General features: G+C 69.3%; 13 protein-coding genes and 1 tRNA gene. 6 read left to right on the top strand and 8 right to left on the bottom strand.

Going from position 1 to position 19,813, the window contains the following annotated elements:
* The first annotated feature begins 2,532 nt into the window (after positions 1-2,532).
* From AC5LSR_RS05795 to AC5LSR_RS05785, 3 genes are all read left to right on the top strand, one after another.
* Positions 2,533-2,835, top strand: a complete 303-nt coding sequence (locus AC5LSR_RS05795) for a WXG100 family type VII secretion target (protein WP_250281228.1) — start codon at positions 2,533-2,535, stop codon at positions 2,833-2,835.
* 327 nt (positions 2,836-3,162) lie between these two features.
* Positions 3,163-3,495, top strand: coding sequence for a hypothetical protein (locus tag AC5LSR_RS05790; protein WP_250281230.1), 333 nt, complete (start codon positions 3,163-3,165; stop codon positions 3,493-3,495).
* Between the two features lie 26 nt (positions 3,496-3,521).
* The gene (locus tag AC5LSR_RS05785) at positions 3,522-4,160 is read left to right on the top strand and encodes a hypothetical protein (protein WP_250281231.1); all 639 of its coding nucleotides are present in this window, start codon (positions 3,522-3,524) and stop codon (positions 4,158-4,160) included.
* A gap of 53 nt (positions 4,161-4,213) precedes the next feature.
* Here the strand turns inward: AC5LSR_RS05785 and AC5LSR_RS05780 are convergent, their stop codons facing one another.
* The 3 genes from AC5LSR_RS05780 to AC5LSR_RS05770 form a co-directional block, all read right to left on the bottom strand.
* The gene (locus AC5LSR_RS05780) at positions 4,214-5,701 is read right to left on the bottom strand and encodes an APC family permease (RefSeq protein WP_250281232.1); all 1,488 of its coding nucleotides are present in this window, start codon (positions 5,699-5,701) and stop codon (positions 4,214-4,216) included.
* 324 nt (positions 5,702-6,025) lie between these two features.
* Positions 6,026-10,735 carry an FtsK/SpoIIIE domain-containing protein gene (locus AC5LSR_RS05775; protein WP_250281233.1) on the bottom strand — a complete coding sequence of 1,570 codons (4,710 nt, stop codon included), beginning with the start codon at positions 10,733-10,735 and terminating at the stop codon, positions 6,026-6,028.
* Positions 10,736-11,101: 366 nt separating this feature from the next.
* On the bottom strand, positions 11,102-11,833 hold the full coding sequence (locus tag AC5LSR_RS05770; protein ID WP_250281234.1) for an HdeD family acid-resistance protein: 732 nt from the start codon (positions 11,831-11,833) through the stop codon (positions 11,102-11,104).
* A 418-nt stretch (positions 11,834-12,251) separates the two neighbouring features.
* On the opposite strand from AC5LSR_RS05770, the gene AC5LSR_RS05765 reads away from it, so the two are divergent.
* The gene (locus AC5LSR_RS05765; RefSeq protein ID WP_493468230.1) at positions 12,252-12,437 is read left to right on the top strand and encodes a hypothetical protein; all 186 of its coding nucleotides are present in this window, start codon (positions 12,252-12,254) and stop codon (positions 12,435-12,437) included.
* A gap of 45 nt (positions 12,438-12,482) precedes the next feature.
* On the opposite strand, the gene AC5LSR_RS05760 is transcribed toward AC5LSR_RS05765, so the two are convergent.
* The 4 genes from AC5LSR_RS05760 to AC5LSR_RS05745 all read right to left on the bottom strand — a co-directional run bounded on the left by AC5LSR_RS05760 (position 12,483) and on the right by AC5LSR_RS05745 (position 16,808).
* Positions 12,483-12,575 (bottom strand) — tRNA-Ser (locus tag AC5LSR_RS05760).
* Between the two features lie 149 nt (positions 12,576-12,724).
* Positions 12,725-15,022 carry a [protein-PII] uridylyltransferase gene (locus AC5LSR_RS05755; RefSeq protein ID WP_250281238.1) on the bottom strand — a complete coding sequence of 766 codons (2,298 nt, stop codon included), beginning with the start codon at positions 15,020-15,022 and terminating at the stop codon, positions 12,725-12,727.
* Between the two features lie 71 nt (positions 15,023-15,093).
* Positions 15,094-15,432: a P-II family nitrogen regulator gene (locus AC5LSR_RS05750; protein ID WP_250281239.1), complete on the bottom strand. Its 339-nt coding sequence runs from the start codon at positions 15,430-15,432 to the stop codon at positions 15,094-15,096.
* Positions 15,429-16,808: an ammonium transporter gene (locus tag AC5LSR_RS05745; protein WP_445548179.1), complete on the bottom strand. Its 1,380-nt coding sequence runs from the start codon at positions 16,806-16,808 to the stop codon at positions 15,429-15,431. Before AC5LSR_RS05745 ends, AC5LSR_RS05750 begins: the two co-directional genes overlap by 4 nt.
* Before the next feature lie 431 nt (positions 16,809-17,239).
* Here AC5LSR_RS05745 and AC5LSR_RS05740 point away from each other — a divergent pair, with 431 nt between their 5' ends.
* Positions 17,240-18,391 (top strand): C40 family peptidase, encoded by a 1,152-nt coding sequence (locus AC5LSR_RS05740; RefSeq protein WP_250281241.1) that lies wholly within the window; start codon positions 17,240-17,242, stop codon positions 18,389-18,391.
* Between the two features lie 49 nt (positions 18,392-18,440).
* Here AC5LSR_RS05740 and AC5LSR_RS05735 read toward each other — a convergent pair whose 3' ends face one another.
* A complete protein-coding gene (locus tag AC5LSR_RS05735) occupies positions 18,441-19,202 on the bottom strand; it encodes a metal-dependent transcriptional regulator (protein WP_250281243.1) in 762 nt (253 codons plus the stop codon).
* 230 nt (positions 19,203-19,432) lie between these two features.
* On the opposite strand from AC5LSR_RS05735, the gene AC5LSR_RS05730 reads away from it, so the two are divergent.
* Positions 19,433-19,657, top strand: coding sequence for a DUF3039 domain-containing protein (locus tag AC5LSR_RS05730; protein WP_047223755.1), 225 nt, complete (start codon positions 19,433-19,435; stop codon positions 19,655-19,657).
* Positions 19,658-19,813: the final 156 nt, after the last annotated feature.

Below are 19,813 nucleotides of genomic sequence, written 5' to 3'. Positions count from 1 at the left end.
GGAGGCGGCGGGGGTTTGGGTGGTCGGCCAACCGGAGGAGCGATGGCCGGTGAAGGCGTCCGCGGGGGCGGGGACGGGGCCCGCGTCGCTGGGGTCCGCGCAGGAGCTGACGGGGGAGGCACCGACGGCACCGGTGGAATTGGCGGATGCCTGCGATGGAGGGACTCTGATTCCGCCGTGGATGCCTGTGGGCGCATCCACGGCGGAATTTCGGGTACCCATGGCGTCGGCACCTGGTCCGGATTCGAGGTGGGGGCTGGCCGGGATCCGTCCGGGAACGCGGCACGCGCATCGGCGTCCTCGTTCCCACGGCTACGGTCGTCCACTTGCGCCACGCCGTTCCCGAGGCCGGGACGGCGCGGCGACTGTGCCGCTGGAGCGGAGATCCGCCGTGGCGGCGGATCTGTCGGATATGCGGGGTGCGGATGATCGGGACCAGGGCCCGTGGTTTCCGTTTTTGGGATATGTGACACGGCGTCGGCTTGGCCGGAACGTGTGTACGCCGTACCCGCCATACGGAGCATGCCGGCAATGGTGGAGTACTCGCGCGTGCTCAGCGTCTGAGCACTGACCTCCAGCCCAAGGACACCGAGGTGCAGCTTACGCTCCGGGCTCACGGTGAAGCGCCAGCGTGCGGCGGTCGAATTGCCGACGGTCACGACACCGACCCCCTGGGTGGAATCCCTGAAGAGGGCGGAAAGCCGCGCTGTCTCCCGCTCGGACGGAGGGGCGGCCAGGAGCAGCAGCTCCGGCGCCCACAGGGCCTGGCGCAGGGCCGCCGGCCGCCCTCGGAGCGCCGGATCGGGAGATCCGCCGTTTCGTGGTTCACCGCCAGCTGACCGGCCGTGCCACGGCTGACGGCTTTCCAGCTCGTCCAGGACATCGTCGAGGCTGGTACTGGGTCGCAGCCGGTCCGGGGCAATCGACATGAGGCGCCCAGGAAACCCGATCATGTATATGCGGAGATCGCCCGACCAGGGATTCGTGGCCAGTTCCACCGCGACGGACACGGCCACCTCTCGCGCGAGCGCGGCGTCCCCACCGAGGCTGATGATCCCGGGGGCAGCCTCGATGTCGACGAGAACACGAGCTCCTCGGTCGTCCGTGCCCACGGTGGCCAGGCCTGGATAGGGGGCTGGTGTGTCTACGGGAACTCTCTGGCTGTCATCGGCGGGCAGGCCGTCGGCCGTGGTGGTGGTCCGCGCGATACGCCAGGTACCCGGTGCCCGGCCGGCCTGCCAGGGTGAAGGCGGTCCGTCAGGTTCAGCCGGCGCGATGTGCAGGACGAGTCCGCTGTCGGAGACGGTTGCCGCATACACGGATGGCAGGGTGCGACCAGCGGTGGTGAGCTCCGCGGCGAGAAGCCGCAGTGCCTGGTCGAGGAATCGGGCAGCCCCCCCGTCCGCGGCGAGGCGGAGCCCGGGCCTGGTCTGACCGAGGGGGTTGCCGCCCTTGAATCGTGGCCGTCGCCTCATCAGTGCAACCATCATTCCTGTCGTCAGTATGACAGATAGGACGACGGGTGGGTGTACGTCGTGGTGTCTCGGTGCTGCCTGTGCCCGGGTACCCCGCTGTCCAGCCTCCTCCGTGGGAGAAGTCGTGAGGGGAAGCGGCTGGTTCGTAACTGGATGGTAGCGTACGGTTCCTTCGGGTCGTGTCGTGGTGTTCCACCTGTCGTCCAGCGGCGTGCTCGTGTCAGGCGTGCTCATTTCTGTCGTTGCGGTCGGGCATGCATCCGCCGGTGCGTTTGTCGCTGTCGCCTGAGCCAGGGCGGGACGCCGGCCGCGCTTGTCCGGGGCGGGCGGGAACAGGATGGATGGGAAGATGACGGCCACGCTGGAGAGCAGCCTGGAGAACAGCGCGGCCAGCCCGCCCGTCGGCTTCCATGGGTTGTCAGCCGTCGGGTGGCGCCTGGCCGGCGGAGCTGAACGTCGCCGGCTGGCTTGGTCGAGGTAGCGCGGTGTCACGGGCTCATCATCTTCCGCCAACGGGCGGAGCGGCTACCGTGCGACCTTTCCTGTGGATAACTTGGCTGTGGATAACTGGGTCGCCCGGCGGTCGGTCCGGCATGATGGCGGGCAACCGGCGTCGACGTCCGCACCGAAGCGATCATGTGGTCGGTGTCGTGTCGACGTCGCTCTCCCGGTGGTCTTGTCACAAGCCGGGAGCATGGTGTAAACCGGTACCAGGCGGATGGGTGCAAAGCGTACGAAATGCGTCGCGGACGGCACTGGTGTGCGATACTTCCTGGCAGCGAAGCTGCCGGATCGTCCCCTGGATACATGATCCGTGAGAGTGGGGCCGCGGGTTTCGGTATCGACCCGGTGTTGTGCTCATCAAGAACAGTGGAAGTGTGATCGGGTACGCGCTGACAGCACCGTCCTGCCTGAGCATGATTTTTGGACCGCGGTAGAAGCCGTCTGATACACCGCTTCTGGGCGGCGCGGCCCAGAAATCACGCTGTGTCGCCAGAGCGGCCTATCCTGCGCGGTCGATATTTGCTGCTGAAAACCTGTCTGAAAGGGTCTGACAATGCCCAACCTCAATGTCACGTACCAGGACATGGACGATGCCAGTATCAGGCTCAGGAACGGCAGGGCCGACATCGAGGCCCAGCTTGTCACGTTGAAGAAAATGGTCGAGGCCCTGGCCGCTGGTGGGTACGTCACCGACCAGTCCAGCGTGCAGTTCCAGGGGTCCTACGACAGGTTCAATACCGGTGTCACCAACACGCTGGCCGGGCTCGACGGCATGGCCGACTACCTGAAGAAGGCGGCTGAGGTGTTCCGGACCGCTGATACCCAGCTCGCGAGTTCACTGCGTGGCCAGAGCTGACGGGCCGACGGCAGGGCGTGATCACGTTTTCCGCGTCCGGTCCTGGGAAGAAGTCCATGGGCGCGGGGGCCCAGGTCGCCGGGAGGCGGTTTTCGCTCGGTGAGGCGTCCGGCGTGCCGGGCATTCTTGGTGCTTGTCCGGGCACGGCGCGAAGGTCGCCGTCCTGCACGGTGGCTTTCCGTCCGGTCCGAACGGGCGCTGTTCAGAAGGACGTTGACAGGTGCCGTGCCCCCGGGACATCTGCGATCTCTCCTGTGCCTTCCGTGAACGGGCCGGTCGTCGTAGGCCTGTCCTGCGACAGGATCACGGTGAGAGAGGTAGTGCGCGATGACCACTGACCGGCTTTCGGTCGATCTTCCTGGGCTGGACTCGCTGGCCGGCAATCTGACGTCGATCCGTTCGGCGATGAACGCGACCCGTTCGATGCTGGAGAACTACCGAGGGCAGACGGGATCGACCGAGATCGAGGATGCCCTGGACGACTTCGAGCACGGCTGGAAGGACGGACGTAAGAAGATCGACGAAAATGCGAACAAACTGGCGACGATGGCTTCCCGGTCGGCGGAGACCCTGCGTCAGGCCGATGCCGATCTGAGTACCGAGCTGGTCCGTGCGTCGCGGTCGGCCAGTGGGGAAGAGGGAGGGGGGAGAGGAGACTGAGCGGACATATTGCTGCCGAAAAGCCCATGGTCCTGGGTTTTTCGATCAGCGTTCCCGATACCTGGTTCGAGGTCGACCTGAATCCGGTGACCCGGCGGGCGTCCATCGACGCTCTGGTCCGGGAGCGTACGCGAGGTGTCCCCGAGCTCGCGGCGAACCGTGCGGCGATCTCCCGGCTGCTCCGGCACACCGCCCGTGACGCGGCGGCCGGTGGCGCGCTGTTCTGCGGCGTCATGGCCGAGGCGGTAGAAGGCGCCGGCTTATCCGCCAGCGTGACCGTATCCTTGCTTCCCGCGCCGGATGATGTCCAGGTTGTCGGCATGACCGAGGTGACTCCATCAATGATCATGTCTTCTCTGGCGGAGAAGGCCGCCCGATCACAGGATGACACCTGGACTACGGTGACCCTTGTCGATCTTCCTCGCGTTGGGCAGGGGGCCCGCTCGTACGGGGTGGAGGACATCTCACTGCCTGACCGGGCTGGTTGGATCAGGACGACGATGATGCAGACCTTCGTCCCGGTCCCACGGTCCGACCAGGTGGCCCTGATCTCCTGCTCCAGCCCGAACCTGGTGCTCGTGGACGCATTGCACGATCTGTTCGACGCGGTGACCTCGACTTTCCGGTTCGTCACCGATGGCGGGGAGCTCATGGCTCCGGTGTGACGGTGTGACGGCTGAATGGTACCGCGGTGTGCAAGTGATAATGCTTTCTGTGTTTACGACCTGCGCACGGCACGGATCACGATGCCGATGGTGAGGACGGCGAAGCCGGTCAGGACCGAGGCGGCCGGCAGTACAAGAGCGAGGACCAGGCAGCCGACACCGCCGAACAGCGACAGGGGGCGCAGCCAGCGGTGCTGCGGGCCGTCGAGGGTGAAGGCACTGGCGTTCGCGATCGCGTAGTAGACGAGAACCGCGAAGCTGGAGAAACCGATGGCGCCTCGGACATCCGAGGCGATGACCACCGCGATGACGACCCCGCCCAGCAGCAACTCTGCACGGTGGGGAACCACATACCGTGGGTGTACCGCCGCAAGCCAGCCCGGCAGGTCGCCTTCCCGGGCCATGGCAAGGGCGGTGCGTCCGACCCCGGCGAGCAGCGACAGCAGGACGCCGAGGCTTGCGACCGCTCCGCCCACACGGACGGCGGGAGTCAGGACGCGCAGGCCACCGGCGCTGGTCGCGGCGGCCAACGGGTCCACGGCGCTCGCCAGACGTTCCGGGCCGACCGCCAGCAACGCGGACAGGCCGACAAGCAGGTAGACGGCAATCGTGATCCCGAGCGCGGTCGGGATCGCTTTCAGAATCGTCCGCGCCGGATCACGGATCTCCTCGCCCAGGGTGGCGATCCGGGCATAACCCGCGAACGCGAAGAAGAGCAGGGCCGCGGCCTGGAGTATCCCGCGTACGGCGTCCAGCCCGCTGCCAGACCAGAAGGGGCTCAGCCGCGCTGTTCTGACGGTCCCGCCCGCCAGGCATGCCACCACGACGACAGCGAGCGCGAGCAGGGTGAGTGCGACGAGGGCGCGGGTCAGCCGGGCGGTCTTGCTCACGCCGAAATAATTGACCATGGTGAGTAGGGCTGCGGCGGCGACCGCGACCGGCCGGGGATGCTGCGGCCACGCGTATGCGCCGACGGTCAGGGACATGGCCGCGCAGCTCGCGGTCTTGCCGGCCACAAACCCCCAGCCGGCGATAAAGCCCCAGCTGGCGCCGAGCCGACGCCGTCCGTACACATATGTCCCGCCGGACTCAGGGTAGAGCGCGGCCAACTGCGCGGACGACATGGCATTGCAGTAAGCGATCACAGCTGCGATCGCGAGGCTGACGAGCACACCGGCTCCGGCCACGTGGGCCGCTGGCCCGAACGCGGCGAACACCCCGGCCCCGAGCATTGAGCCGAGCCCGAGGAGCACCGCGTCGGCCAGGCCGATGCGGCGCCGTAGCCGGCTGGTCGAAACGGTCGGCTCACCGGACGGCTCGGTGACACCTGCGTCGGCCTGAGCGGGCCCGACAGCGCACGGCCCGGTCGGATTCCTGGACGGGCCCGCGGCATGGCGGCCCGGCCGGGGAAGCCGCCCGGAAAACCGGTCGGTCGATTTTCCGGATGGTTCCGTGACCGGCTCGGTCGGGGAAACGGGCCGGTCACCAGGTGGCTCCTGGCCGGGATCGGCGTCACGCCCGGGAAGACGGTGGTCGGACACCGCTACTTCATAACACTGTTCGGCCGGACGGTGCGCACACGTTCTGACATCCGTATGTTTTCAGGATGGAGATCGCAAAGGTGGTCATCGGCCGGGGCGGGCTCTGCGCCGGGATGGGTTCGCGCCGAAGGCGGAAGTCATTCGATCGCCATCCAGTGTTTTACGACTGTTTATCATCTGCTCCTTTCCGGTGAACATGTGGAGGGTTGTCGGAAATTTTTCGACCGGAATGAGTGATGGCCTGCAGGGTGATTCACCCTGCGGTGACGGTGCAATTCGTACCGACGTGGGAGGAGGGCCTGGGCAGGTCGCATGGTGGTGTCCTTACTCGTGGTATGCGATCTGAATCGGTGTTGTTTTTCCCCGGTGGACGAACAGGCCACGGCCGGCCGGCGTGCTGCCCCCGGTGTTACGTGACAGCCGGATGCCGAACAGATCGCCATCGCTGGGTGCTCCTGGCGCGAGGATCACTCCGCATCGTGACCGGCGGGCGTCCACCATGAACCCCCGGTACTGACTGGTCAGATCCTCGGTGGTGCCGGCGGCGACGAACGCGCATCCGCTGTCACGCGCGGTCCTGAGGAACTCGGATACGCGATCGGCGACTGGGGCGGTGGCCAGCAGTTCCGCGTCATCCATGATCGTGACTAGGCCGCCGGACGGGCCGGCTGCCGTCAGCGCCGCGTCGATGCCGGCGGCCTGGGCATCCGCGCCCAGCAGGTCGATCACGCCTGACCGGTCCGCGAGTGTGGACAACGGCGAGCGTCGCGGGGCCAGCAGCAGCAGTCGGGCACCGCCCGCCAGCAGCGACTCCGCCATGGTCAGCAGCGTCGAACTGCGGCCCGAGCGCGCGGGCCCGGCGATGACGAAGCCCGGCCCGTCGGCGGCGAGATCGATCTCAACCGGAGCGAGTTCGTCGCCGCCCGCACCGATCAGGGCTACCAGCGGCACCGGCTGCGGGCTCGGCCAACCTGCCGGCACCGACGGCTGCCCTGCCGGCAGCGGGCCCTCGAGCCCGTCCGTGCGGATGCCCGCCGGCTGGCTCGTCTGCGGGCCCAGGCCCGGATCCAGGTGTGATGGCGGGCCCGTCCGTGAGCTGTGCCCCGGGCCTGGGCGCAGTGCCCTGGTCTCGGTGACCGTGATGCGTGCTGGCAGCACATCGATACGGAACGGGCGGCGGTGGTCCTCGCGGGCACCGGTACCTGGCCCGGTCGGTACACCGTCGCGCGCGGCAGCCGCCTCGGCCAGCCGGTGCAGCGCTGCCACCTGTGCCCGGCCGGACGGATCGTCGTCGAGCAGAGCGATCTGGGTCTCGACCGTCCCTTCGAGCTGGAACCCCCGGCCCGGCGGCAGGTTGTCCGGTACGGCCGCGGGCGCAAGACCCACCATCGTGTAGTCGGACCTGTCGGCCATCCGCAGCATGAACCTGTTCTCGATCGCCGCGCTGAACCGTCCGGAGGCGCTGCGCCGGTCACCGGTCATGATGACCCGGACGCCGACGGACGGCCCTTCCCGCAGCACCCGGGCCAGCATGTCCACAAGCGCTCCACCGTCGGCTTCCTCGAAGGAGGCCAGAAAACCTTCGAAGCGGTCGATCAGCAGGAGCAGGTACGGTAGCGGGCGTTCGGGATCGGCTGATCGTTGCTCGGCGAGATCGGCGTATCCATGGACGGCGAAGATCTCCTGGCGTTCGACGATCTCGCGGATGATCCGGGTGAGCAGCCGCTGTACCCGTTCCGGCGCGTCCCGGCTGACCACGGCCCCGGTGTGCGGCAGGTGGACCAGCGGCGCCAGGGCGTTGTTGCCACAGTCCAACGCGTACAGGTGCACATCGTTGGAAGAGATGGACGCGGCTGTCGAGCCGGCGATGGTGCGCAGAACCGTCGACCGTCCGGACCGCGGCGCACCGACGAACAGCAGATGGCTCCCGTTGTCGATGTCGATCGTGTAGGGAAGCTGCGCCTGGATGCCGCAGTGGTCGGCCAGCCCGATCGGGACGGGAGGCAGCATGCCCGGGCCGCCGCTGTGCGGCTGCCGGGAGACGACCTGTGATTCCTCGGACACGGATCCGGACGTGAATCCGGGCATAGATGCGCTTACTGTCCGTAGGGTAAGTCGTTCTGGTAGCGGCGGTAACCAGGGGCTGCGCACTGGTTCGACCCCCAGGATGGCGGCCGCGTCCCGGACAGTCTCGACGAGCGTCCTCAGATCGGTGATCTCGTTGTCGGTGGTCCGTGGCCGAGGGGGAGCCGGCGCGGGCTGCCCCAGCGCGGCCCAGGTCAGCGGGGCGATCCAAGGCGGAGAAAGATCATTAAAGGCGGCACCGGCGGCACCGGTGGGTCGGCGGCCTCCGATCCGTCCGGACTGGAAGGGGACCAGGGAGGCGTGCCCAAGACGGGCGTAAGCCCGTCCGGGGGCCGACGGCGAGATGCGTGCCGCGTCAGGTGCGCCGATAACGTCGGTGCTCTCCGAAGCATCGGTGACACGCAACGCGATCCGCAGGTTCGTGTTCGCGCGGATCTCGGGGGACACCACGCCGCTGGGCCGCTGCGTCGCGAGCAGCAGGTGGATACCCAGCGAACGGCCTCGTTGCGCGATGTTGACCAGACCGGTGACGAAGGCGGGCAGCTCCCGGGCGAGCGAGGCGAACTCGTCGATGACCAGCAGCAGCCGGGGCAGCGGCAGCAGCGGCCCGCCGCTGCGTGTCCGTGCGTCACCAGGTGTCCGTGCGTCACCGGCGGCGGTGGCCAGAAAAATGTACTCTTCGATGTCCTTCGCGCCGACGTCGGCCAGGATGCGCTCACGCCGGCGTAGTTCCGCCGACAACGACTCCAGGGCGCGAGCCACCAGATGCGTGTCGAGGTCGGTCACCATGCCGACGGTGTGCGGGAGCCGGACACAGTCGGCGAAGGCGCTGCCGCCCTTGTAATCGATCAGCACGAACGCCATCGCGTCCGGCCGGTTGGCGACAGCCAGCGACGCCACGATCGACTGCAGTAGCTCGGACTTGCCGGAGCCGGTGGTACCAGCGATCAGCCCGTGCGGGCCGTCGCGGCGCAGGTCCAGCGTGAGCGGGCCGTCGAGGGACAGACCCACGGGGAAGGCTGTGCTGCGGGGGAGGAGCTGCCATCGGGCGGCTACCACCGCCGCGGTCGGAGGTTCCAGGCTGATCACGTCGAGGAGGCGGGCGGAGACCGGGAGCGACCCCTCGTCGTCCCCGCCGACGTCGCGTACCGGCGCCAGTGCGCGGGCAAGACGTTCGCACCAGGCCGCGGCGCCACTGACCGTGAGCGTCAGCTCCGGATCGTCGGAGGCCGCCGTGGCGACGAGATCCGGGCGGACGTCATGGACGACCTCGGTGCGGGTCTCCACGACCCGCAGACCTGTCGGGGTCTCCTCGGCCACGGCCTGGCATTCCTCGGGCAGCAGCCGGATGTCGCGGTCCAGGCAGATCGAACGGATGCCCAGCGCCGGCCCGTCCCGGAGCAGGGAGATCACACCGGGGATGGAGCGTAGCCGGCGGGCGCCGTCCATGATGACCAGCATGTCCGGGCCGTCGGTGAGCGGGTTCGCGCCGCCCGGCCGGGCCCGCGCCTCCGCCCGCGTCCCCAGTTGGCCGAGCAGTTCCCCGACCCGCCGGGCCCGCGAAGCGTCGTCCGTCCCGAGCAGGACGGTGGTGTCCTGGCCTTCGGTCGGACGGCAGTGCGGCAGCCAGCGCACCCAGTTCCACGCCTGCTCGCCGGAGCTGTCCGTGAGCACGCAGATCGCGAGATCGCGTGGGCTGTGCAGGACGGCCGCCTGCGCGACCAGCCAGCAGGCCAGCACCCGTGGGAGGTCGCCGCGGCCGGCGATACCGACAACGCCGCGTTCGGGCAGGGCGATCGTCACCGGGACGTCGGGGGCCGTCCAGGTGATCTCTCGTTTGTGCTCCTGTGCGGCCGGGTCCTCCATGACGACCTCGCTCGGCAGGTCGGCGGTGCCCAGGCGCAGGTGCAGGTAGTCGGGATCGTCCCGGCGGCGTTCCCACAGGCGTCCGCGTGGCCCGATGGCGGTGAGCAGGACGTTCGCCGGGTCCGGGAAGTCGCCGCGGCGGGCGGTGCGTTCGGTGCGGAGCGCCTGCTCGGCATCGTCCTCGACATCCTGACGCCTTTTGTGGTAATCGGTCAGCTGCTTACGGTAGCTACGCCTGCCATGACGGCTCCCCGAGACGTGCATGCCGATCATGCCTAGCGGGCCGACCACAGCCATCAGCAGGAAGTAGTACTGCCGGAAGACAAAGGCCATTGTGACGCCCGCGACCAGCGGAAGCGCCGCCATCAAGATCGGCGTGGGCCGCCGCTCCGGCTCGGAGGGTTCGCCGGGCAGTTTGTACCGTGCCCGCCGGATCGGCGGCAGCAGCCGGGGCGGCCGGTTGAAGTCCAGCCCCGACCCGTCGTCGGACGGTTTGAGCGCGGCGTCCGCCCGGCTTGGGACACCTGCCGCCAGCAGCACGGATCCGACTGTGAGCTGGGTGCTGCCGGCGGGCAGGTCGACCGCGGCGACCAGGGGCTCGCGTTCGACGAGCACGTCGCCGGTGTCTGGCCCGGCGGGAGCGGTGACCGGTGCGATCCGGCAGGCGCCGTCCACCGTCACGGTGATCGTCATGGCTTCGGCGGCGGCGCCCGGGTCGTCCAGGCGCACGGCGCAGGTCTCCGCGGTGCCGACCGTGAACTCGCCGGGGCCGAGCCGGTGGACGACCCCGGCGCCCGGCCCGCTGGTCACCCGGACTTCGACCAGGCCCGGTGGCTCGGGAGGAAGGCAGGCCACAGGCGAGTCGATGCTGATCAGAACACCGTCCCGGATCGGGGAGCCGGCGACGGTGAGCGTCTCGCCGACCGCACGGCCCTCGACGAACAGGCGCGGCCGACCCACGGGGAGAGCCGGTATGCCTGGACGGATGTGCCGTACCAGAGTGTCGGCGATCAGGCCGACGGGCGCGTCCGGATCGGTGTCCAGCAGGATGTCCGCACTGACATCCTGGGCTGGGTCAGCCACGGTGAGTGTCAGGCGCATGTAAGTACGATACGGCGTGATGCCGACAAAACGGGACGTGTCCACCGCGCCCGTGTCGGCCTCGGGAAGGCTCGAAACAAGGACGCCTGTGATCGGGACGCTTGTGATCGGGAAGGCCGCGGCTGGGAAGCGCGCGGCCGAGGGCGGGCCGGGGATCGGCGTCCCCGGCCCGTGGCGACGATGGCGGTCGAGCCTGCCGTGAAAACCCACGTGAGGATTTCCGCGAATCGCGTCGGTGACCCGTGGGGCGGCCACGCACGGTGCTCCATCGCCAGGGCCGTCCCCGGGAGGGGCGGAATGTACGCGACCACCCCTCCCGGGGTGCATATCCCTTTTCCGGGATTTATGTCACCGCCCTTCCGAAAGAGATCTGCGGGCTCGGCTCTCCTCCGCTCGCCCGGCCTCCGCCCGGCCGGCCTCGCGGGCCGCGCCGGTACCGAATCCAACCGGCGGGAAGTGGCCTTCGGAAAAGGCCGGCATATCCCTGCGGAGGCCACGTTTCCGGAATGACATCGCGATTTTTGTCAGACCGGTGGCGAGGGCCGCGAGCCCCACCCACAGGACCAGCAGGGAGATCGAGAACCGCGGATAGCTGACGGCCCAGAAGCCGACGCCGATCTCGAGCGCGCCGATCGCCAGCGGCATCCACCACTGGGCTGTTCCGCGGGTGTCCTCACCGGCCGCGCCGTAATGTTCGGCCCGTCTCGCGACGAAGGAATTGACGATGTCGTAAACACCTTTGATCAGGAAGTACCAGGCCAGGATCCTCGCCGCCACCGGGAAGGTCGGGCGGGACCAGGCCAGCGCGACTATACCGCCGACGACGAAGAGGACGGCGAGCAGGACATGGGACCATCGCCAGTCCCGCGCTGTCGCCGACGCCGCCAGCAATTCGCTGGCGGCACTGAGGAGCAGGACGATTCCCAGAAGTATGGCGACCGAGCGAACCGTGGTCAGACCGAACTGTGGAATTGCCAGCGCAAAAAGGACGAAGGCGATCCCCGCGCCGAGCAGATACCACCATCGAAGCTTCGTGGTACCGCCCTGAGCGTGGCCCGCCGGCGTTGCCGTGGAACGCATGGCAGCTCCTTTCGACTCATCGGGCTCCCGAACATGACCGACTCCCGTGGATACGGGCGCCGGTCGCCGAAGTGCGTGGTCGAGTCGGTGATGCCCCCGCTCGCAGGCTTCACGCCACGCCAGCGCCGTGAATCATGATGCGTACGTCGGCGAACCGGCCGCCGCCGGTCGGCTTCGTGGGTGAATGACCAGATTGACGGCTGCCTGCCGTCCCGCCGGCGGTCGCACGATTTCCAGCATTCATCCGTGGATATCCGGTTCGCCGGTGGTGCCGGTTCCGTGCCCGCGCCGGAGCATTCTGGTCGCTCGGTGTCATCGGCCGCGGGTGTGCCGTGCGTCCACCCGTCGCGGCCGGCCGGGTGGCTGGCGACATGGAGGGCCACGACGCGCTCCCACCGGTTTCGTGTCCGGGGTGCCGATGAAGCTGGTGAGCGACGTCTTGGGCCATGTGCCAGCCGCCTTCGCCAGCGACATGTACGCGGTCGTCACCGAGGAGCGGGCGGAGCGGGCGGTCGTCGTGATCGCGGCGTCCGCGCCGCGCCGAAACAAGATCGCTTCCGTTCGTGTCAGCCCTGTGCCGACCGAGGCCATTCATGGATCTTGAAATGACACCAGGCGTCTCGAACATGTGTTCAAAACGCCTGGTCAGTGGCGGAGGCTCCGGGATTTGAACCCGGGAGGGGGGGTTACCCCCAACCGCATTAGCAGTGCGGCGCCATAGACCGGACTAGGCGAAGCCTCCAACGTGCGTTCTGAGTATAGCCGCCACCTCCGGTGTGGCTTTGCCGCCCTCTCCCACATCCGTGTCCAGCGGACGGCCCGGGGCGAGGCCGGGCCGTCCGGCCTGCCCACAGACGGCCTGCCCACAGACGGCGTGCCCGGGCGGGGCGCTCATCCGAGCGCGGCCAGGACGAGGCTCGCCACCTCCTCCCGCCGCTCCGGCCGCCGCACGGTGCTGCCGTCGGCCTCCCGCACGTAGAAGGCGTTCACGACGTCGAGGCCGATCGTGGCCACGATCGCGGTCCGCACGCCGAGCCCGGCCGCGGAGAGCGCGCGGACCATCCGGAACAGCACACCGGCACGGTCAGGTGCCCGTATCTCGATCACCGTGTCGGATCCGGAGTCGTCAAAGATGATTTTTGGTGGCGCGGGCGGCGGCTGGCGCCGGGTGGCCGCGTACGCCTGTTCCCGGCCGGTGATCCTGGCGTCCAGGTCGACCCGGCCGGCGAGGACCCGCAGCAGGTCACCGCGCAGCTTCCCGGCGTTGGGCTCCCCGTCGTGCGTGGTTGCCACCGCCGCCTGCAACAGCGCCCGGCCGTTCTCGCTGCGGGCGGAGGCGCGGTGCACGTCCAGCCGGTTGACGGCGAGCACTCCCGTGGTGGCGGCCAGCAGCCCTGGACGGTCGGGTGCCACCAGCACGATCTCGAACATCGGGTCGTCCGGCAGCGGGTTGACCGCCACGTGGTAGTCGTCCGGGAGCGTGAGAAGAGCCCGCTGACGGTCGGTGAGGGCGGGCGGGCACGGTGCCCGCTCGCCGCGGTGGACCGCTGTCGCCCGCTCCACCAGGTCGCCGACCAGCCGTGCCTTCCAGGGGCTCCAGGCCGTCGGGCCGGTGGCGAGCGCGTCGGCCTCGGTCAGGGCGTGCAGCAGGCCGAGGACCCGGGGGCTGCCGGCGGCCCGGGCCACCGCCTCGATGGTCGCCGGGTCGTCGATGTCCCGCCGGGTCGCGGCCTCGATGAGCAGGAGGTGCTGGCGCACCATCGTGACGAGCATGTCGGCGTCCGCCGGCGGGAGCCCGAGCCGCGGCGCGAGGTCACGGACGATCTCGACTCCCACGTCGGTGTGGTCGCCGGGCCGGCCCTTGCCGATGTCGTGCAGCAGTGCGCCGAGCAGCAGCAGGTCGGGCCGGTCGACCTTGCGGGTCGACGCCGCCGCGGCGGCGGCCGTCTCCAGCAGGTGCCGGTCGACGGTGAAGCGGTGGTAGGGATTGCGCTGCGGCCTGCTGCGCACCGTCTCCCACTCGGGCAGCAGCCGGACGAGCAGCCCGACCTGGTCGAGCGCCTCCATGGCACCGATCATGGCCGGGCCGGTGGCGAGCAGGGTCACCAGGGCCTGTCGGGCCGCGTCCGGCCACGGTGCCGGCATGGGTGGGGCTTCGCGGGCGAGCCGGGTGAGGGCGTACCGGCCGATGGGGATGCCGGCCCGGGCCGCCGCGGCGGCGGCCCGCAGGACCAGCGCGGGATCGTGGGTGGGATCGGCGTCCCGGGCGAGCTGCACCTCGCCGTCCTGCTCGACCACGTCCTGGTCCAGGGGCCGGCGGACCGGGGGGCCGGGGCGCCGGCGCGCGGACGATCGTAGGCCGGCCGAGACCCGGTACCAGGTGGTGTCCCAGGTCCAGGAGATCGTGCGGCCCGCGTCGGCGGTGGCGTGGGCGAGCGCGAGCTGGTCGGGATAGCCCAGGGCTGCCGCGACGGCGGCCTGGTCCTGCAGCAGCAGCCGGTCCTGCCGGCGGCCGTGCGCGAGCCGGCGGACCTCGCCACGGGCGTCGAGGAGCACCCGGCGCGCTTCGAGCACCCGCGCGGACGGGGTTTCGGCGACCCAGGCGATGGCGAGCGCGGCCAGCGCGTGGACGTCCCGCAGGCCACCGCGGGCCTGTTTCAGGTCCGGTTCGAGCAGGAAGGCGACGTCGCCGTGGCGCCGGGCCCGGTCGGCGACCAGGTCCGCGAGTTCGGGCAGACGCTGGGGGGAGCGAGCGCGCCAACGGGCGCGGACGCGCTCGAGCAGGGACCCGGCGAGGGCGCGGTCACCGGCGACCGGGCGGGCCTCCAGCAGGCCCAGCGCCGCCTTCAGGTCGTTGTCGGCGACCGCGACGGCCTCGTCGACGGTACGGACGCTGTGGTCGAGGCCGATCCCGGCGTCCCAGAGCGGATACCAGAGGGTGTCGGCGATGCCGGTGATGTCGTCCCGGCGGCCGTCGTGCAGCAGGACGAGGTCGAGATCGCTGCCGAGGGCGGGCTCACCCCGCCCGTAGCCACCGACCGCCATCAGGGCGACGCCGGCGCCCGGCTCGCCGAAAAGAGCACACAGGGTGGCTTCGGCGACGTCCATGAGGGCGTGGCGCAGCGCCGGCCCGACGATGCCGCCGAACTCCTCGGACCGGCCCGTAAGAGTCGCCAGCCGGTTCGTCATCGAAGGGCCTGTTCTGGCCGGTGCGGCAGCCAACGGCCCGCACCGGCCAGCACACCGACAAGGTGCACGGTCTACAGCGCGTCCGATCCACGTTCGCCGGTGCGTACCCGTACGACGGTTTCGACCGGGACCACCCAGACCTTGCCGTCACCGATCTTCCCGGTCTGCGCGGACGTGGTGATGGCACTTACCAGTTCGTCGACGGCGTCGTCGTCCACGACGATTTCAATCTTGATTTTCGGGACGAAGTCGACCTTGTATTCGGCTCCCCGATACACTTCGGTGTGGCCTTTCTGTCGACCGAAGCCCTGGACCTCCGAAATGGTCAGGCCGCGCACGCCGAGGTTTTCCAGCGCGGTCTTCACGTCCTCCAGCTTGAACGGCTTGATTACCGCGGTTACGAGTTTCACGCCTTGGCCTCCTCTGCGACCTTGTCGGTGGAAACCGATGCCGGTGCCGATCCGTCACCGAGCGCGGTGAACTCGTAGGCGGTCTCACCGTGCAGGACGATGTCCATTCCTTCGAGTTCCTCGTCCGGCGACAGCCTCATCCGGTAGATCTTGTCGATGACGAAGGCGATGATGAACGTTGCCGCGAACGAGTAGGCGACCACCGCGCCGGCGGCGAGCGCCTGCTTGCCGAGCAGGCTGGCGCCACCGCCGTAGAAGATCCCGTCCGCGCTGTAGCCGGGGGCGACGTCGGCAGTGCCGAAGAACCCGATCAACAGCGCACCCAGCACACCGCCAACCAGGTGGACGGCGCCTACGTCGAGCGCGTCGTCGATGCCGACCTTGCCCTTGATGGCCGTGGCCAGAGCGCAGACCGCACCGGCGATGAGGCCGATGGCGATCGAGCCTGCCGGGGAGACGAAGCCACAGGCCGGGGTGATGGCTACCAGGCCGGCGACGGCGCCGGAGGCGGCACCCAGGGTGGTCGCCTTCCCATCCCGGATCTTCTCTACGAACAACCAGCCGAGCACGGCGGCGGCGGTCGCGGTGTTGGTGTTGACGAATGCGAACCCGGCGCGGGTGTCGGCGGCGAGTTCGGACCCGGCGTTGAAACCGAACCAGCCGAACCACAGCAGGCCGGTTCCCAGAAGTACGAACGGCAGGTTGTGCGGCCGGAAGCTGGTGGCGGGCCAGCCCCTGCGCTTACCCAGGACAAGCGCGACGGCGATGGCCGCGGCTCCGGCGTTCGCGTGGACGACGGTACCGCCGGCGAAGTCCTCGGCGCCCCTCTTGAACAGCCATCCTTCGGGGGAGAACACCCAGTGCGCCACCGGCGAGTAGATGAGAATCGACCATATCGTCACAAAGGCGGCAAAAGCCCCGAATTTCCACCGGTCAGCGGTGGCTCCGGTGATGAGTGCCGGGGTGATGATTGCGAACATGAGCTGGAATGCCACGAACACGATCGGTGGGATCACCTGGGCGAGCGAGTTCGTCTCATAGGGCGGGGCGAACGTCACCTCGGCATACCCGGGAACCGGTTCGCTCATATGGTTGAGCAGTGCGAAGTGAAACCCACCGAAGATCTGGTTGCCGTCGCCGAACGCGATACTGTAACCGATCAGTACCCATAGGACGCTGACGACGGCGATGCAGAAGAAGTTCTGCATGAGCATGCCGAGCACGTTCTTCGCGCGGACCATGCCGCCGTAGAAGAACGCAAGGCCGGGTGTCATCAGCAGTACGAGTGCCGAGGCAGCCAGAATCCAGGCGGTGCTGCCCACACCCGCTGCGCCGGCTATACCGTCTTGGAGTTCCTTAAGCTGGTCTGGGTTCATGTCTCTCCCGTCGGTCGCCCCGCGTGCCCGCGTGGATCATGCTCACCGGTCCGCGGCCCACCCGTCGTCCCGGATCCTTCGGCCGAAGAGTCGATAGGATCTGTTCCGGATCGGTATCTTTCCTGTTTCCGGTATGTGAAATCGCTAAATTGGGCGATTCGTGGCCCGCTTCGATGGGCTCGTGGCGAACATCACATCGCCCTCCGTGACTTCCGGCGCGTTTATGTGATCCTACTTGCTCCGACGGGCTACCGTGATTCTCCGTGTGTGATGGTTTGACTGCGGATTGCTACTGTTGTGGTGGCGCCGGCTGGCGTGGCTCGTTCGTCCGTAGATCGCACGAACGCCGCGCGCGCCAGCGGCCGGGCCGCGTCCCCGGCGCCTCGGGGGAGGCTCCGGCTGTTCCGGAGGCCTCGGAAAGCTGTCGCCGGGTGCCTGAACGGCTACCGGGCGCTCTGGGTCTGGTCGGCGTTCTCGCCGGCGGGATCATACTGCTGCCGGGCGCCGCCACACCGGCCAGAGCCGACGGCATCGACAAGGTCAACAGAGATATCGCGGCCGCTCAGCAACAGCTCGCCGAACTGACGCACTCGACCGAGACGGCGACCGAAGCCTTCAACGCCGGGCGGCTGCGGCTGAGCGCCGCCGAGCAGGCCGTGTCGACGGCCACCGAGAACGTCCGGCATGCGGGGGACGCTGTGCGGGCCGCGGCGGACAGACGCCGCGCGCTGGGAGCCGCCACCTACCGTTCGGGCGGTCTCGAACAGCTCTCGGTGCTGTTCTCCGGCGACCCCGGCACGGCACTCGACCGGGTGGGCGCGATGGACTCGCTCGCCCGCCGCGGCCGGGCCGCCGAGATCGAGCTGCGCTCGGCCCGCCACGACCTGGCCGGCGCGCAGGCCGCCGCGCAGGCGGCTCTTGCCGAGCGGCAACGCGAAACCGCGTCCCTCGAAGAGGGGAAGAAGCGCATCGAGGCGTCGGTGACGGAGCAGCGTGCGTTGCTCGACGGCCTGGTCGCCAGGCACGCCGAGCTTGTCCGCCAGGCGCGTGCCCGCGAGGAGGCGGCCCGCCGGGCGGGCGAGCTGGCAGCCGCCGCGGCCGCGCAGGCGCAGGCACAGGCGGCCGCGGCCGAGCGGGACCAGCTGCGCGGCCGCAGCGACCTGATCGGCAGCACCAGCCGTGGAGCCACCGATGCCGCCGCCACGCCGGCCCGCCCGCCCGCGATCGGGAGCGGCGGGGCGGCGGTCGCGGTCGCACAGGCCCGTGCGCAGCTGGGCAAGCCGTATGTGTGGGGGGCGGCCGGGCCGGACGCCTTCGACTGCTCGGGGCTCACCCAGTGGGTGTGGGCGAAGGCGGGAGTCGCCCTGTCCCACTTCACCGGTGCCCAGTGGAACGAGGGACGGCGGGTCTCCCGCGGCGAACTCATGCCAGGTGACCTGGTCTTCTTCGGTGAGGATCTACACCATGTGGGGATCTACGTCGGCAACGGGAACATGATCGACGCACCGCGCACAGGGACGGTGATCCGCCTCGAGCCGGTCTGGTGGGAGACGTACGCCGGTGCGGTGCGCCCCGGTGCCTGAAGCCGGCCGTGTCCAGACCAGGCGTTGGATGATGATGCTACGTGTGTGTTCAGCCGTGAGGGGGGATACCGGGGTGTTCGACATACACGAGCCCCGCGGCACGCCGTGAGATGTCGATGGCCGGTGCTTCCCGCCCCGGGAGCTGGCCTGACGCGCCCGCCTCCTCGGCAGGGGCGACCGCGTCCGAGGAGATGACCTCGACGACGTCACCGTGCCCGCGGATGACGAGCGTGGCACCGGGCAGCACCCCGCCGTCCCGGAGCTGGCGCATGGTCCGTTCGTCCGTCTGTAGCCGTTCGGAGATCCAGCTGACCGTGACCGAGGCCGTCCCGGCGCTGGTGAAGTCGGTGGCGGCCAGCAGGCTCAGCGGCGCCAGGGGCCGCGGCCCCACCGGGCGGTCGAACGGGCCTGCCGGGATCACGTTCCCGAACGGGCACTTCTCCGGGTCACCAAGGATCGCGGTGAGCCGTGCCTCCACCTCGTCGGAGATCACGTGCTCCCACCGACAGGCCTCGTTGTGGACGAGGGCCCAGTCCAGACCTATCACCTCGGTGAGAAGCAGTTCGGCGAGACGGTGTTTGCGCATGACCGCTGTCGCGCGGACCAGCCCCTTCTCGGTGAACTGCACGGTGCGGTCGTTGGCGAGGGCGACCAGGCCCTCGCTGGCCAGCCGTGAGGTGGACTCGCTGGCCGCGGGTGCGCTGACGTGCAGTCTTTCCACCAGACGCGCGCGCAGTGGCGGGATGCCCTCCTCCCTCAGCTCGTAGAGGGTACGGAGGTACATCTCGGTACTGTCGATCAGTCCAGTCACCGGGCTCCTTCATCCAGCCTCAAGAGTACGCCTGTGAAGGCGTACCCACCTAGGTACGCGGGCCGCCCTGTCCGCGCCGTTTCCAGGCTGGTTGCCCGTGCTGGTTGCTGCCCGTGCCGGTTGCGCGTCGACCGGCTTCAGGGCCTGTTCCGGCCGCCGGGAGCCCGGCCGGGAAACGGCTGGCGGGATCGGCGGATCGGTCTCCCGGTGCGGGTCATACACTTCGGTGTATGAGCTCGACCCAGATCGCACCGGAGACAACTCACGGCAGTACGGACGAGGGTAATGACTTCGCCCACTATGCGCGCCATGAGGAGATCGTCCGGGCTTCCATCGAAGGCGGACGCGTGACCGCGCTGTGTGGTTACAGGTTCGAGCCGGTGCGTGATCCCCAGCGGTTCCCGGTGTGCCCGAAATGCAAGGAGCTCGTCGAGCTGGCCGAACAGCTCGGCTGACCGCCCGGGCGGCCCCGTCCCGGTCGTCCCTCACCGGGCCTGGTCACACGGCTGGGTGCGTGGCAGGACGTGGCTCGCCGCGGCCCGCGCCGAGCGCTGCCGGTGCCCGTGCGCCGTGAGCGCTGGTATGAGCGGCGGTCACGGTAGCGATCGACG

Source organism: Protofrankia sp. CiP1_Cm_nod4, from assembly GCF_982290645.1.
The sequence above is the reverse complement of the archived record's forward strand: the minus strand, read 5'-3'. Positions and strand labels throughout refer to the sequence as shown.